Source organism: uncultured Sphingomonas sp., assembly GCF_964021865.1.
Classification (GTDB): Bacteria; Pseudomonadota; Alphaproteobacteria; order Sphingomonadales; family Sphingomonadaceae; genus Sphingomonas.
Genome location: NZ_CAXIAM010000022.1, coordinates 1 through 14,539, shown reverse-complemented (window position 1 = coordinate 14,539; position 14,539 = coordinate 1). Strand labels below are relative to the sequence as shown.

General features: G+C 68.8%; 14 protein-coding genes. 5 read left to right on the top strand and 9 right to left on the bottom strand.

The genetic code is table 11. The features are described from left to right. Positions 1-182 precede the first annotated feature (182 nt). Both AADI75_RS07975 and AADI75_RS07970 read right to left on the bottom strand, forming a co-directional pair. A complete protein-coding gene (locus AADI75_RS07975) occupies positions 183-1,349 on the bottom strand; it encodes a mechanosensitive ion channel family protein (RefSeq protein ID WP_341208505.1) in 1,167 nt (388 codons plus the stop codon). A gap of 1 nt (position 1,350) precedes the next feature. Next, on the bottom strand, positions 1,351-2,364 hold the full coding sequence (locus tag AADI75_RS07970; RefSeq protein WP_341208504.1) for a DNA topoisomerase IB: 1,014 nt from the start codon (positions 2,362-2,364) through the stop codon (positions 1,351-1,353). Between the two features lie 127 nt (positions 2,365-2,491). Here AADI75_RS07970 and AADI75_RS07965 point away from each other — a divergent pair, with 127 nt between their 5' ends. After that, positions 2,492-3,049: a type 1 glutamine amidotransferase domain-containing protein gene (locus AADI75_RS07965; protein WP_341208503.1), complete on the top strand. Its 558-nt coding sequence runs from the start codon at positions 2,492-2,494 to the stop codon at positions 3,047-3,049. 112 nt (positions 3,050-3,161) lie between these two features. Next, positions 3,162-3,470, top strand: a complete 309-nt coding sequence (locus AADI75_RS07960) for a hypothetical protein (protein ID WP_341208502.1) — start codon at positions 3,162-3,164, stop codon at positions 3,468-3,470. Here the strand turns inward: AADI75_RS07960 and AADI75_RS07955 are convergent. Together AADI75_RS07955 and AADI75_RS07950 are read right to left on the bottom strand one after the other, a co-directional pair. After that, positions 3,394-3,768 (bottom strand): hypothetical protein, encoded by a 375-nt coding sequence (locus AADI75_RS07955; protein WP_341208501.1) that lies wholly within the window; start codon positions 3,766-3,768, stop codon positions 3,394-3,396. The genes AADI75_RS07960 and AADI75_RS07955 overlap by 77 nt on opposite strands. Beyond that, the gene (locus AADI75_RS07950) at positions 3,765-3,941 is read right to left on the bottom strand and encodes a hypothetical protein (protein ID WP_341208500.1); all 177 of its coding nucleotides are present in this window, start codon (positions 3,939-3,941) and stop codon (positions 3,765-3,767) included. Before AADI75_RS07950 ends, AADI75_RS07955 begins: the two co-directional genes overlap by 4 nt. Before the next feature lie 84 nt (positions 3,942-4,025). Here AADI75_RS07950 and AADI75_RS07945 point away from each other — a divergent pair, with 84 nt between their 5' ends. Both AADI75_RS07945 and AADI75_RS07940 read left to right on the top strand, forming a co-directional pair. Beyond that, a complete protein-coding gene (locus AADI75_RS07945) occupies positions 4,026-4,643 on the top strand; it encodes a S24 family peptidase (RefSeq protein ID WP_341208499.1) in 618 nt (205 codons plus the stop codon). Between the two features lie 51 nt (positions 4,644-4,694). After that, entirely contained in the window at positions 4,695-5,696 is a 1,002-nt protein-coding gene (locus AADI75_RS07940) for a fumarylacetoacetate hydrolase family protein (RefSeq protein WP_341208498.1), read from the top strand. A 5-nt stretch (positions 5,697-5,701) separates the two neighbouring features. On the opposite strand, the gene AADI75_RS07935 is transcribed toward AADI75_RS07940, so the two are convergent. From AADI75_RS07935 to AADI75_RS07915, 5 genes are all read right to left on the bottom strand, one after another. Continuing rightward, positions 5,702-6,151 carry a BLUF domain-containing protein gene (locus AADI75_RS07935; protein ID WP_341208497.1) on the bottom strand — a complete coding sequence of 150 codons (450 nt, stop codon included), beginning with the start codon at positions 6,149-6,151 and terminating at the stop codon, positions 5,702-5,704. A 98-nt stretch (positions 6,152-6,249) separates the two neighbouring features. Next, positions 6,250-9,555: an error-prone DNA polymerase gene (locus AADI75_RS07930; protein WP_341208496.1), complete on the bottom strand. Its 3,306-nt coding sequence runs from the start codon at positions 9,553-9,555 to the stop codon at positions 6,250-6,252. Between the two features lie 100 nt (positions 9,556-9,655). After that, positions 9,656-11,959, bottom strand: coding sequence for a DNA polymerase Y family protein (locus AADI75_RS07925; RefSeq protein WP_341208495.1), 2,304 nt, complete (start codon positions 11,957-11,959; stop codon positions 9,656-9,658). After that, positions 11,874-12,581 carry a protein ImuA gene (locus AADI75_RS07920; protein WP_341208494.1) on the bottom strand — a complete coding sequence of 236 codons (708 nt, stop codon included), beginning with the start codon at positions 12,579-12,581 and terminating at the stop codon, positions 11,874-11,876. Before AADI75_RS07920 ends, AADI75_RS07925 begins: the two co-directional genes overlap by 86 nt. Positions 12,582-12,829: 248 nt before the next feature. After that, positions 12,830-13,588, bottom strand: a complete 759-nt coding sequence (locus AADI75_RS07915) for a protein ImuA (protein WP_341208493.1) — start codon at positions 13,586-13,588, stop codon at positions 12,830-12,832. Between the two features lie 196 nt (positions 13,589-13,784). Here AADI75_RS07915 and AADI75_RS07910 point away from each other — a divergent pair. Then, positions 13,785-14,539 (top strand): thiamine pyrophosphate-dependent enzyme (locus AADI75_RS07910; protein WP_341208492.1); only part of this gene is annotated, 755 nt, incomplete at its 3' end.

Sequence of the window (14,539 nt, the reverse complement as noted above, 5' to 3'; positions counted from 1 at the left end):
CGCCTGCGCGGGAATGACGGGCATGAGGGATGGCGTTACCAAGCCTGCCGTCGCCCCTGCGAAGGCAGGGGCCTATCTCTGTGTCGTCGTTCGAATCATCTGACACAGGCGCGACGTGCCGTGTGTCAGACCGTCCTTACGCATTCGGCAGACATGGGCTCCTGCCTGCGCAGGGGCGACGGTCAAGCTTTTGGGAGGTGCGGCGGCTCCGCATAGGGCATCACCAATGTGCCGTCGGGTGCGGCGGTGTAGGTGGTCTGCGTCGGATACGGGATCGCTATCCCCTCCTGCGCGAAGCGGCGGATGATCGCGACGAGCAGGCGGTTGCGGGTGGCATGTGCAGTCGGCCAGTCGTCGCCCGGCGTGTCGACCTGAAGCGCGAAGTCGAGGCTCGACGCGCCGAACGATTCGAAGCCGGCGCGCGCCACCGTGGCTCCCTCCGCCTCGACCAGTTCGGTCAGGATCGCGGGGATGCGCTCCAGCGTGTCGGGCGGTGTCTCGTAGGCAACGCCGATCGTGTACGACACGCGGATATGGTCGCGCTGCGACGTGTTCTGGATTTCCTTGTCGAGCAGGTTGCGGTTGGAGATGATCCGCAGCTCGCCGGTAAAGGCGCGGATGCGCGTCGACTTCAGCCCGATCGCCTCGATCACGCCGCTGGTGGTGCCGTAGCTGACCTTGTCGCCGCGGCGGAACGGGCGGTCGAAGATGATCGCGAGCGCCGCAAACAGGTCGGCGAAGATGCCCTGCGCCGCCAGGCCGATCGCGATGCCGCCGACGCCAAGTCCGGCGACCAGCCCAGTGACGTTGACGCCAAGATTGCTGAGCACGACGACCAGCGCGATCGCGAAGACCGCGAAGCTGACGAGCAGGCGAATCAGCCCCATCGCGCTCATCAGCGCCTCGCCCGAATAATGTTCGTCGCGGGTGCGGTGCTCGATCGCGCCGAGGATCAGCTCGCGCGCCCAGATCGCCGCCTGGAACACCGCCGCGACGGTGAACAGGAAGGTGATCGTCTTGTCGAGGTCGGCCGGGGTGGCGGCATAGCCATCGACCAGCTTGGCCGAGAGCATGATGATGAAGAAGGCGTTGGTCCGCTCGATCGCGCGGCCGAGTACCGCTGCCCAGCCCTTGCCCGAGGCGCTGCGCCGCGCCAGCCGCGGCCCGAACGCGCGCACCCAGAACAGCAGCAACGCGATCGCGACGCCGATCCCAACGGCGATCAGGATTTGCAGCCAATGCTGCTGCAACCAGATGACGCTGGAGTGGAGCAGCGCGCCGGCCTGCTCCCCGACGCGTTCGGTATCGAACGCCGCCTTTCGGGCGGCGGCGGCACTGGTATTGCTCATGTCAGGCGGCTTTCAACTCGCAGGCACCGCAGGCTTCGAGGAAGGCGATCAGCCCCCGCTCGGTGCGCGTCAGATAGTGCGTCGATCGCGGCAGCCGCAACGACTGGCGAAACGCGGCCTGCGCGGCCTTATCCTTGCCAAGTTCGATCAACGCCGGGTGGACGTAGGATTTGCGCGCGATGGCGGGGGTGTTGCCGAGGTGCGCGACGACCGGTTCGAGCATCGCCTTGAGCCCGATCGGCGCTTCGGCCTCGATCAGCGCTTCGAACGCGACGACGCTCGCGCCCCAGGTGCGGAAATGTTTGGCGGTGAAGCCGTCGCCCATCGCCGCGCGAAGATAGGCGTTCACGTCGGACGAGGTCACCGCATGGGGCTCGCCATCGTCGCCGACGTACTGGAACAGCTTCTGCCCGGGCAAGTCCTGACACTTCTTGACGAAGCGCGCGAGACTGCCGTCGGTGATCTTCAGCTTGCGGATCTTCCCCGACTTCGCCTTGTATTCCAGCTTCAGCGTGCTGCCGCTGATCTGCGCATGGCGGTCACGCAGCGTGGTCAGCCCGAAGCTCTTGTTCGTCTTCGCATAGGTCTCGTTACCGATACGTAGCGCGGCGACGTCGAGCAGCTTGACCACCGCGGCGACGGTGCGTTCCTTGGTATGGCGGCGGCGTTCGAGATCGGCCTCGACCCGCGCGCGCAACTTGGTCAACGCACGGCCGAACGGCGCGCAGAGATCGTATTTGGCGGCCTCCTGCTGCGCGCGGAACCCGAGGTGATAGCGATATTGCTTGCGGCCCTTTTCGTCCCACCCGAACGCCTGGATATGGCCTTCGGGATCAGGGCAGAACCATGCATCGGTGTAGGCCGGAGGGAGGCCGATCGCGTTCAGCCGGTCGATTTCGTCGCGATCGGTAATCCGTTTGCCGCTCACATCATAATAGGCCCAGGCATCGTGACGCGTGCGTTTGCGCGTAATACCCGCCGTATCATCCTCAAAGAAAACGATATTCCCTGCCACCTGTGCCCTTCCGCGGTGCTGTGACCCGGAATTTGAAATGCGTAAGACCCGCGCATCGTTCCCGGAACGGGCAGCGCACGCGAGGGGTTGGAGCGCCGGAACACTTCCTTTCCAGCAGGAGACTGACATGGCCGATTTGTCGCAAGCCCGCGTGCTGATGATCGCTGCCGACGGGTTCGAAACCGTGGAACTGTTCGAGCCGCGCAAGGCACTGGAGGCGGCGGGCGCAACGGTGAAGCTCGCCTCGATCAAGCGTGACCCGATCCAGGGAATGAAGGGCGATATCAACAAGGCGGAAACCGCCACGCCCGACCTGACGCTGGAGGAGGTCGAGGTCGACGATTACGACGCACTGGTGCTGCCGGGCGGGGTTGCGAATCCCGACAAGCTGCGCGTCGAGGATCTGGCGATCGAGATCGTCCAGCAATTCATGGACGAGGACAAGATCGTCGCCGCGATCTGCCACGCGCCGTGGCTGCTCGCCGAGGCGGACGTGATCGACGGACGGCGCGTGACGGGCTTCGTCTCGATCCGCACCGATCTGGCGAACGCCGGGGCGGAAGTGGAAGACGAGGAGGTGGTCATCGACGACAATCTGATCACCAGCCGCAAGCCCGACGATATCCCCGCGTTCAACAAGGCGATCATCGATGCGCTGACCGAAGAACTCGCCGACGCCGACTGACGGAAGAAGGGGCACGCCGGCGAGATTGCGACGGCGTGCCCCTTGTTCATGCCGCGATATACCTACGGCGGCGTTTACCATAGACTTACGATTGCTCCGCTACACCGCGGGCATGTTCGACGACACCCTGCACCTCTCGCCGTCCGCGCGCAGTTCCGGCGTGCTCGATACCATGCGTGCCGCGGTGTCGCGGCTGGGCCGGCGGCGCGTCGAGCGCGTGACCGCGGCCGGAGGCGCCGCGCCGTGCGCGTGGATGGCGCCGCCGCCCGAACGCCCATTGCCGCGCGACCTGAGCCTGCCGCTCAGCGCGTTCGATCCGGGTGCGCTGCGCCGGTGCACCGCGGTCAAGCCGGTGTCGGCGGCGGCGTTCGTCGACCCACTCCTTCTCGAGCGGACGCTGCACCGCATTCCGGCGCGCTGAGGTCGCACGCCACCGTCACGCCCTCCAGTCGCAGCATGACGCGGTCGCCATAGGGTTCGCGAACCGCGACACGCAGATCGGCGAGCATCTGCCCTGGCAAGCCGAGATCGACACGATCGAGGGTCGCTAGCCACGCGTCGAGCGTCTCGTCGTCCGTCGCACTCGCGATCACATGATGGCGCGCACCCGAGAAGGTGGCGCTGTGCCATGCGATTTCACGGTGATGTTCCACCGCCAGCGACACGCCGCCACGCGCTGCCGCCCGCGCCACTGCGCGCTCGAATTGCGCCGCGCTCATGACGGGCGTGCCGACAGGATCGCCTCGACGCGCGCGCGCAGCGACGGCCCCGGCACGCGCCCACGGCGCAGGTCGCGGACCAGCCGCGGATCGTTGACGGCGCGCCGCCCGAACGTGGTCTCCGCCACGCCGGTCCGTCGTAAATAGACGTCGATATCGTTCAACAGGCACATGGACTCTCACTCCGACTCTGTGTTCGCCATATGTTCCGTTTTGTTCTGCTTGTCGAGGAAAAATCCTCAGGTTAGGGTTGTGCGATGAACGAGACGCCACAACAGGCACTTGCGGCGGCGGCGCGCGGGCGGGGGGTGGCGCTGTCGGCACTGTCGCGGATGCTGGGGCGCAATCAGGCGTATCTGGGGCAGTTCGTGAACCGCGGTTCGCCGCGCGTGCTGCCCGAGCGCGAGCGGCGGATGCTCGCCGACTTTCTTGCGATCGACGAGGCGCTGCTGGGTGCGCCACCGCCGGTGAGCGAGGATGTGGCGGTGCCGTGGCTCGCGGTGCAGGCGGCGGCGGGAGCGGGGCAGATACCCGACGAGCAGGTGCTGCGCCGAGAGCGGTTACCGCGCGCGGCATTGCGCGGCGCTGGGGTGGCGCCGGAGGCGGCGTCGGTGATTGCGGTGACGGGTGACTCGATGGCGCCGACGTTGAAGGACGGCGACCGGTTGCTGGTCGATGCGCGGGCGCGGCGGGTGGCGTCGGGCGGCGGCATCTATGTCGTGCGGCGCGGGGAGGCGGTGGTGGTCAAGCGGCTGGTGCCGGCGGCGGGCGCGATCGAGATCCGCAGCGACAATCCGTTATGGCCGGTCGAGCGCGTCTTGCCCGACGAGATCGCGGTGATCGGGCGTGCGACATTGTTGCTGCGGCGGCTGTAGCGGGGTGCCCGCGGGCTCGTTACACTCGGGCCGAACAAGGAGAGGTAGCGCATGAAACTCGCCAGTCTGAAGCAGGGGCGCGACGGTCGCCTGGTCGTCGTGTCGGACGATCTGGCCTGGTATGCCGATGCCGGGCATATCTGCGCGACGCTGCAGGCCGCGCTCGACGACTGGGCGACCGTCGCGCCCGCGCTCGAGCTGCTGGCGGTCGACCTGCGCAACGAGGCGATCCCGCGCGAACGTTTCCACGAACATGACGCGGCCGCGCCGCTGCCGCGCGCTTATCAGTGGCTCGACGGGTCGGCGTACGTGAACCATGTCGCGCTGGTGCGACAGGCGCGCGGGGCGGAATTGCCCGACAGCTTCTGGCACGATCCGCTGATGTATCAGGGCGGATCGGACGCGTTCCTGGGCGCGCGCGACGCGATCCCGCTCGCGGACGAGGACTGGGGCTGCGATCTGGAGGGCGAGGTGGTGGTCGTCACCGGCGACGTGCCCCTGGGCGCGACGCGCGAACAGGCGCTGGGCGCGATCCGGCTGGTCGGGCTGACCAACGACGTGTCGCTGCGCAACCTGATCCCGGACGAACTCGCCAAGGGATTCGGGTTCGTGCAGTCCAAGCCGGCGTCGGCCTTCTCGCCGGTGTTCGTGACGCCCGAGGCGCTGGGCGCGTGGTGGCGCGACGGGAAGCTGCACCGCCGCTTGCTGGTCGAGGTGAATGGCGCACCGTTCGGTCGCGCCGAGGCGGGCGAGGACATGACCTTCGACTTCGGCACGCTGATCGCGCACGCCGCGAAGACGCGTGCGCTGGGCGCGGGGACGATCGTGGGATCGGGCACCGTCTCGAATCGCGACGCCGACGGCGGGCCGGGGCGACCGATCGCCGATGGCGGCGTCGGTTATTCGTGTCTCGCCGAATTGCGCACGGTCGAGACGATCCGGAGCGGGGCGGCGCAGACGCCGTATCTTGGCGTCGGCGACACGGTGCGGATCTGGATGGAGGACGATCGCCACCATCCGATCTTCGGGACGATCGAGCAGACGGTCGGCTGAGCCGTTCAGGTGCCGGGGTGCGCGCGACGCGTGCGCAGCCCGGGGTGGCCGAGCATCGCAAAGCCGATGAACGCGGCGACCAGCCGATGGTCGTCGACGGGCGCCAGCGTCTGCTTCAGGTCGGTCAGGAACGTCTGCGCGCCGTGCCGATCGTGGATGCGGCGCACGTCCATGCTCCAGCCGCCGAATTGCCGCGCGGGCACCGGGCGCCGTTCGATATAGGCGATCGAATCGTGCCGGCGATCGCGGACGATCCGTTCCATCACCGTTTCCACGGATGTGCGGCGTCCTTCAAGCGCCTGGATGAAGCGGCCGCCGTCGTGGAGCAGCAGGCCGGTGATGGCATGCCCGTCGTTGAAGCGCTTCGCGTCGGTCGCCAGCCGGCCAAGCTCTGCGTCGTCGAGCGGCCGGGTGGCGCGGCTGATGTATACCAGTTGATAAACAGACGTCGGCATGTGGCTGGGATGGATGAACTTCCACACAAATGTTAGCGCAATTCATTACAATCCGTCCCGTCGCAGCCGGGCGTCCTCGCCCCCACGTCAGAACCAACCTAATGGAAATCATGGCTTCGGATCGGGATGACGTCCTCGGGATCGCAGCCGTTTCGAAACGGCGGGTGATAGTCGCTGCGCACGCGCGTCTTCCAGCCGGGATCGCCGCGGTCGGGCGCGCCGGGGTGGGTCGCGCCGTCGCCGCGACTGGTGAGGCGCGGCAGGTCGATGTCGCCGACGTCGCGCAGCATCGCGGTGCGATCGTGGATGCGATCGGCGATGACGTGGATCACCTCGCCCTCGCGCTGGACGACACCGGTGACGCCGATCATTGCCGAGGACATGACGACGGTGCGCTGCGCCTCGAACCGGTCGGGCCACAGGATGATATTGGCGACCCCGGTTTCATCCTCGATGGTGATGAACAGAACGCCCTTCGCCGAGCCCGGTTTCTGGCGGACGAGGATGATCCCCGCGACCTCGACGCGGCGGCCGTCGCGCGTTTCCTTGAGCTGCGCGCACGGGATCACGCGCTGGTCAGCGAGCCGGTCGCGCAGGAAGAACAGCGGATGTTCACGCAGCGTGAGCTGCGTCGCGCGATAATCCTCGACCACTTCGCGCCCGGCGGTCAGCGGGACGAGGCTGACCGGCGGTTCGCGGCGCTCGGCCGCCTCCAGCAAGGGCAGCGGCGTCTCGCCCAGCCCGCGGATCGCCCATAACGCCTGTCGCCGGTCGAGCCCGAGCGCGTGGAAGCCGTCGGCCTTGGCGAGTTTCTCCAGCGTCGCGAGCGGCACGCCCGAGCGGCGCCACAGATCCTCGACCGAGCGGAACGGCGCTTCGGCGCGCGCGGCGATGATCCGCGCGACATGGATCATCGACACGCCGTGGACGATCTTCAGGCCCAGCCGCAGCGGCAGCCGCGCGGCGTCGCCCTCATCGACCAGTCGCGTGTCCCAGTCGCTGTCGACGACGCAGACCGGGCGGATCACGACGCCATGCTCGCGCGCGTCGCGGACGATCTGCGCCGGCGCGTAGAAGCCCATCGGCTGTGCGTTGAGCAAGGCGCAGCAGAACACGTCGGGGTGGTGGCATTTCATCCAGCTCGACGCATAGGCGATCTTGGCGAAGGACGCGGCGTGGCTTTCGGGAAAGCCGTACGAGCCGAACCCCTCGATCTGCTTGACCAGCCGTTCGGCGAAGTCGGGGCCAATGCCTTTCTTCGCCATGCCCTCGATCAGCTCGGCTTTGAACTGCCCGACGCCCTGCGTGTATTTGAAGGTCGCCATCGCCTTGCGCAATTCGTCGGCGCGCGCCGGGGTGAAGCCCGCACCCTCAATCGCGACCTTCATCGCCTGTTCCTGAAACAGCGGCACGCCGAACGTCTTGCCGAGCACCGCCTTCAGCTCGGGCGACGGATAGTCGAACTCGATCGCGGGGTTGCGGCGCTTCTGTTCGCGGCGCTTGAGATAGGGGTGGACCATGTCGCCCTGGATCGGGCCGGGGCGGACGATCGCGACCTGGATCGCGATGTCGTAGAAATTGACCGGCAGCATCCGCGGCAGCATCGCCATCTGCGCGCGGCTTTCGATCTGGAAGACGCCGAGCGTATCGGCCTTCTGGATCATCGCGAAGGTCGCCGGATCGTCGGTCTGCAAATCGGGATGGTCGAGCGTCAGGTGCAAATTCTTGTGGCGCGCGAGCAGGTCGAAGGCGCGGCGCATGCAGCCGAGCATCCCGAGCCCGAGGATGTCGACCTTCATCATCCCCGCTTCCTCGACATCCTCCTTTTCCCATTCGATCACGCGGCGATCGGCCATCGCGGCGGGCTCGATCGGGACGAGCGCATCGAGCCGGTCGCGGGTCAGCACGAAGCCGCCGGGATGCTGCGACAGATGCCGCGGTGTGCCGATCAATTCGCGCGCCAGTTCCAGCGTGAGCGCGAGCCGCGGGTCGCCGCGATCGAGGTTGAGCGCATCGACATGCCGGTCGGCGACGCCTTCTTCCGACCAGCCCCACACCTGTCCGGCGAGCGCGGCGGTCATGTCCTCGGGCAGGCCGAGCACCTTGCCGACCTCGCGCACCGCGCCGCGCGCGCGAAAGCGGCTGACCACCGCGGTCAGCGCGGCATGGTCGTGGCCGTAGGTTTCGTAGATCCACTGGATCACTTCCTCGCGCCGCTCATGTTCGAAATCGATGTCGATATCGGGCGGCTCGGCGCGGCTTTCGGACAGGAAGCGCTCGAACAATAATTGGTGGACGATCGGGTCGATCGAGGTGATGCCGAGCACGAAACAGATCACCGAATTGGCCGCCGACCCGCGCCCCTGACACAATATGTCCTGGCTGCGCGCGAACTCGACGATCGAATGGACGGTGAGGAAATAGGCGGCGTAGTTGAGCCGCGCGACCAGCGCGAGTTCCTTGGCGAGCAGCACGCGATATTCCTGCGGCACCGCGCCGTCGAAGCGCCGGTCGAGGGCGCGGGTGGCGAGCTTTTCCAGCGCCTGTTGCGGGGTCTGCCCGGCCATCACTTTCTCTTCGGGGTAGAGATATTGGTCGCGCAGGTCCCGCGGCGAGAAGGTGCAGCGCTCAACTACCGCCGCGACCGCGGCGAGCGCGTCGGGGAAGCGCGCGAAGCGGCGTTCCATTTCGTGCGGGGGGTGGAGGCAGCGGTCGGCGGAGCGTTCGCGGCGCAGCCCGAGCGCGTCGATCGTGGTCTTTTCGCGGATCGCGGTGACGACGTCCTGGATCATGCGCTTGTCGGGATGGTGGTAAAGTACGTCGCCGGTCGCGAGCGGCGCCAGCCCGTAGCGGCGCGCGGCGGCGGCGGCCTCGTACAGCCGGCGCGCGTCATCGGGGCGGCGGCGCTGCGTCAGGCAGACGTGCCCGCGCGGGTCGCCGGTAGCGGCACTGAACAGGTCGGCCATCCAGCGCAATTCGCCTTCGTCCGCGCCATCCCCGCCGGGGACGAGCGCGGCGACCAGTCCGGCGGCGTGCGCGGCGACATCTTCCCAGTGCAGGAAGCAGCGGCCTTTCTCGCCATGTTGCGGGCGGGCGCGCGCCTTGCCGATCGTCAGCAGCCGGGTGAGGCCACTCCAGGCGGCGAGGTCCTGCGGCCAGACGAGCAGCGATGCGCCGGTGACGAGATCGAGCCGGCAGCCGGCGACCATCCGCACCGGATGGCCCTGCGCCGAGGTCTGTTCGGCGGCGACCATCGCGCGGACGATCCCGGCGACCGAATTGCGATCGGTGATGCCAAGCGCGGGGAGGCGCATTTCCGAGGCTGTGGTGAACAGTTCCTCGCACGACGACACGCCGCGCAGGAAGCAGAAGTGCGTCGCGACCTGAAGTTCGGCATAGGTCATGGCCGCTTCCGTTCGTCATTGCGAGCGGAGCGAAGCAATCCAGAGCCGGACCAGGACGCCCTGGATTGCGTCGCTGCGCTCGCAATGACGGATTGGCTGCTCAATTGCCCAGTCCATGCAGGAACCAGCTCAAGTCGCCGGTTTCGCTGCGCATCCCGTCGCCGCGGCGGAACAGCCAGAAGCGTTGCCCGGTGTCGTCCTCGACGCGATAATAGTCGCGGACCGCCATCCGCTCGGGCGCGCGCCGCCACCATTCGCCCACGACGCGCTCCGGTCCCTCGGCGTGGACAATGCGGTGCGTGGCGCCGCGCCAAGTGAAACGCTTCGGCGGCTGGTCGGGGAGTTCGGCGAGGACGTGGTCGATCCGCTCCGGGCGATCCAGCAGCAACACCGGGCGCGGCCAGCGCGGGTGCCACGGGTGGTCGGGGGTGCGCGCGTCGAGGTGGCGGACGTCGTCGTCGCGGAGTGCGCGCTTCTCGCGCGAGGGCAGGTCGAGCGGGGCAGTGCGTGTCCACGAGCGTTCGGGGACGTCGCTCTCGACCGGGGCGACGCGCCACAGCCGGTTCGCGCCGATGCGGTTGATGAGCGCGTCGATCAGCGGGGCGAGATCGGGCGCGGCGTCGTCGGCGAGCGCGGGGGCCAATGTCTCGGCGCCGAGCGGATCGGCGCGGCGCACGATCAGTGCGATGCCATCGATGCCATAGCCGGGCTCGATTTCCTCGATGCGGCGCAGCGTGAGCCGCAGCATATGGGCCGCGTCGCGGGTCGGGCGCGCGAAACCGAGTCGCAGGATTTGCGGCACGCCATCGACGCGCGCGGCGATCATCTCGACCGCGCGCGCACCCTGACCGGCTTTCGCCAGCGCGACCGCGAGCCGCTGCAGCAACTCGCGCAGCCAGTGTTCGATTGCCTCGGGCGTGGCGATCGGCTCGACGAAACGCTGCTCGACCGCGACGCGGGTCGGGGGGACGATCGGCTCGAACGGTTCGGGCAGGTGGCCGAGCGCCTGGTCGATGCGGTCGGCGATCGCGCGGCCGAAGCGGCGGACGAGCGGCGCGCGGGGGAGGGCGGTGAGCTGTCCGATCGCTTCGATGCCGAGCCGCGCGAGCAATTCCAGCGCGGGCGTGTCGAGGCGTAGTGCCGCGACCGGGAGCTGTGCCAGCGCCGCGCCTTGTCCGCCCGGCGCCACGATCTGCACGGCGTCGCGCGCGCCGAACCGCGCCAGCGCCCAGGCCGCGCCCGGCGTATCGGCGACCGCGACGCGCGCGGCGATGCTGTAGCGGGCGAGCAGCCGCAGCAGGCGGCGGCAGAAGCGCGTCTCGCCGCCGTGGAGATGCGCGACCCCTGTCAGGTCGACGAACAAGCCATCGGCGTCCGACACCGCGATGGTCGGTGCCCAGCGGCGCGCGAGCAATGTGGCGAGCGCGGCGAGATCGGCGGCGTCGCGCTCGGGCTCGGCCTCGCGCACGTCGAGCCCGGGCACCTGCGCGCGCGCCAGAGTCAGCGCGGTGCCGGGGCCGATGCCGAGCGCGCGCGCCGCGGCGTTGGCGGCGGCGATCTCGACACGCGGGCCGCTGCGCTGCACCGTCACCAGCGGTGGGTCGTCGGCGGCCGGGAGCATGGGGACCGCTTCGTCGTCGTCGCAGACGCGCGCGACCATCGTCGCCAGCGTGCGCCCGGTCTGGAAGAAGCGGCCGTGGCCGTAGCCGGGCGCGGTCGGCGCGCTCTTGCCGTGATTGTCGGGGTGCGGGCCTTCGCCGGGGAATTGCACTGCAGGCATCGCGGCCAGCTGTTTGAGACTCTGGGCAAGATTGGGTGGGGCGACATACCCGGCCTCGCCGCCATGCCCGTCGCGCGCATGAGGACGACGCGTTCGCACCGGGCCGGATTCGTCGGACGGCATCGGGCGGAAGGGATGGTCGACCAGCTCGGTCTTGCGCGACAATTGCTGCAACGACGGGCGGCGATGCGCTGGGAGCGCCTCGACCGCCGCCTGCAGATCCTCCCCCTGCCAGCCGCGCGTGCCGGGGCGGAACAGCGGCTCGGCGGCCTCGGTGCGGCGCGACAGTTCGCGAAACGGGGTGGCGGCGGCCTCACTGGTGCGGCCGAGTTCGCGCTGCGCGGGGCGGCGGTGTGTGGGCAGGCTGGCGACCGCATGCTCGACCTGATCGCGCGTGTCGGCGAGCCCGCTGCCGGGATCGGTGCGTGCCCAGCGCGCGCCGGGGCGCCAGCCGCCGCCGCGCGGCACCGAACAATGCTGTGCGCGCTCGGCGGCGGCGTCGCCGCCCAGTGCGTCGAAGGCGGCGCGGCCGTCGGCCTCAGCCGACCGCGCGGCGCGGCGCTCGATCCGCCGCAGCCGGTCGATCGACCAGCTGGGCAGGTAGAGCGAGGCGACCCGTTTCATCGGAGCCCTCCACCAAGAGTTCGAACGGATCGCCGCCGCGTTGCCGCACGCATTCGACGTGCCAGCACGCGCGGCCCATCCCGCCCCACGGCACCGCGGACGAGGGCGCGTGCGCCACCCGCCAGCGCGTTACCGCCGCGGACGGCGCGGTGATCGGATCGGTCCCGTCGCGACTGGGGCGGCGCAGCAGCAACGCGGGGGTGCCGCCTGCCTCGGCGGCGAGTTGCAGCCGCCGCGCCTGCGCCATCTGGACACGCTTCGCCTCGCCGACCACCGCACCGAGCCCGCGATGGCGCAGCCCTTCCTCGACCAGCGCGAGCAATTCGGCATCGTCGCGCGCCTCGGCATAAACGACGCGCGACGGCGCGAGCCCGGCCTGGAACAGCCCCGGCGCGAACAGGTCGCGCGAGCGCACGACCCACAAAACCTCGCCGTGCGTGCGCGCGGCGATCCCGGCGGCGAACAGCACCGCGGCGGCATCGTCGCCCCAGCCGGCGCCGCGCGAGGCGACTTCATGGAGCGCATCGCGGCGCAGCCCGTGGTCGGCGAGCCGATCGTCGAGCGCGGCGATGCCGAACGGTAGAATGGGCCGGTCGCGCGCCTCGCCCGTGATGGCCTGCAAGCTCTCGCGGAGCGCGGCTATGGTGGGAACGGGACTCGACACGGGCGACTCGCAATCAATGTGTTCGCTATTTGTTCCTATCAGTGTTCCGGCGTCAAGGCTTTGCGGAGACTAGGAATGTGAGGGCGCCCGGCTGCCCCGCGGATCGTCGCCCCGGGACTTGATCCAAGGCCCCGCTGCTTCCTAGCGACGTAAGAAGAAGCGGGATCCCGGATCTAGTCCGGGATGACGGAAGAAGCCGGTGGCGATTAAGCCGCCTCCGCCTGTTCCTCTGCCGACGGCATCACCCGCAAAATCTCGTTCACCGCGCGCCGGTGCTCGCGGCGCGTGACCACGGGCGTGAGGCGTCCGGTGTCGTCGCAGGCGATCGCGGTCGCCGTGAACGGCGCGCCTTCGGTCTGCCGCGCGAGCGTCAGTTCCCAGCGCGGGCGTGCGGTGCCGACCATCGGCACGGTTCCGATCCGCCAGCGCGTGACCGCGAGTGACGACACCGCGAACGGATCGCCGCTTTCGCGCGCCGGACGTTTCAGCAGCAGCGCGACCGTCCGTCCGCGCGACGCCGCCAGTTGAACGCGCTTTGTCGCGGCGGGGGAGGCGCGGCGGACTTCGCCGATCACCGCGCCCAAAGCCGGATGGCGCAATCCTTCCTCCATGAGCGCGAGCACGCCGGCATCGTTGTCCGCCTCGGCATGGATCACGCGCTTCGACAGCAAACCGGATTGCGCCAGCGCGGGCGCGAACAGGTCGCGCCGCCGCACCACCCACAGGATCGGCCCCCACGCCCGCGCCGCGACACCTGCGACGAACAGCGTCGCCGCGGCATCGTCGCGCAGCGATGGAGTCGTCGCCGCGACCTCGTGCAACGCATCGAGCCGCAGCCCGCCGTCGGTCAGTTGCGAATCGATGTCCGGCACCCCGAACGGCATCACGCGCCGACGGCTGTGCCCGTCGCCCGACAGGGAGCGCAGCGTCTCGCGCAGGGAGGTACAGACGCTCGACTCGGGCACGACAAAGACGACTCCGCAGCAGATTGTCGTTCGCAATTTGTTCCATAACGAGGGTGCAAGTCAATGGTCTGTCACGATGCGAGACTAGCTGGTCGCATCGCTGAGCATCCAAAAGGGCTTTGACTGGCGTTGAAACAATATTACAAGCGGCTGAAATCGTGCTGCGTGCCAAGCAGCGCATGACGGAGAGTGAAACGTGGGCGAAGAACCCGGCATCAAGCACCCGCGCGGCAACCTGCCGCCGTTGTCGCTGCATGTCCCCGAACCCAAATTCCGGCCCGGCGATGCAGTGGATTTCACCGATGTCGCGATCCCGCCCGCCGGCGCGGCACGCCGACCCGATACCGCCGACGCGGCGCGCGACTTCACCGACCTCGCTTATGCGATGGTCCGCGTCCTCGACGAAAATAACCAGGCGGTCGGCGCGTGGAACCCGCGACTGTCGCCCGACACGCTGCGGCGGATGCTACGCCATATGGCGACCGTCCGCGCCTTCGACGAGCGGATGTTCCGCGCGCAGCGGCAGGGCAAGACCAGCTTCTACATGAAATCGCTCGGCGAGGAGGCGGTGGCGGTCGCCGCGGCGCACGCGCTGGATGCCGAGGACATGTGCTTCCCCTCCTATCGCCAGCAGGGGCTGTTGATCGCGCGCGGGTGCCCGATGGTCGACATGATGAACCAGATCTATTCGAACACCGGCGACAAGCTGCAGGGCAAGCAATTGCCGATCATGTATTCGGAGAAGCGCTTCGGCTTCTTCTCGATCTCGGGCAATCTGACGACGCAATATCCGCAGGCGGTCGGCTGGGCGATGGCATCGGCGTCGAAGGGCGACACGCGGATCGCCGCGACGTGGTGCGGGGAGGGCTCAACCGCCGAGGGCGACTTCCACTCCGCGCTGACCTTCGCGACCGTCTATCGCGCGCCGGTGATCTTCAACGTCGTCAACAA

Bases quoted from the DNA above. Each gene is read 5' to 3' on its own strand.
- AADI75_RS07975 (WP_341208505.1), bottom strand. From the start codon at position 1,349: ATGAGCAATACCAGTGCCGCCGCCGCCCGAAAGGCGGCGTTCGATACC.
- AADI75_RS07965 (WP_341208503.1), top strand. From the start codon at position 2,492: ATGGCCGATTTGTCGCAAGCCCGCGTGCTGATGATCGCTGCCGACGGG.
- AADI75_RS07960 (WP_341208502.1), top strand. From the start codon at position 3,162: ATGTTCGACGACACCCTGCACCTCTCGCCGTCCGCGCGCAGTTCCGGC.
- AADI75_RS07955 (WP_341208501.1), bottom strand. From the start codon at position 3,768: ATGAGCGCGGCGCAATTCGAGCGCGCAGTGGCGCGGGCGGCAGCGCGT.
- AADI75_RS07950 (WP_341208500.1), bottom strand. From the start codon at position 3,941: ATGTGCCTGTTGAACGATATCGACGTCTATTTACGACGGACCGGCGTG.
- AADI75_RS07945 (WP_341208499.1), top strand. From the start codon at position 4,026: ATGAACGAGACGCCACAACAGGCACTTGCGGCGGCGGCGCGCGGGCGG.
- AADI75_RS07940 (WP_341208498.1), top strand. From the start codon at position 4,695: ATGAAACTCGCCAGTCTGAAGCAGGGGCGCGACGGTCGCCTGGTCGTC.
- AADI75_RS07935 (WP_341208497.1), bottom strand. From the start codon at position 6,151: ATGCCGACGTCTGTTTATCAACTGGTATACATCAGCCGCGCCACCCGG.
- AADI75_RS07930 (WP_341208496.1), bottom strand. From the start codon at position 9,555: ATGACCTATGCCGAACTTCAGGTCGCGACGCACTTCTGCTTCCTGCGC.
- AADI75_RS07925 (WP_341208495.1), bottom strand. From the start codon at position 11,959: ATGAAACGGGTCGCCTCGCTCTACCTGCCCAGCTGGTCGATCGACCGG.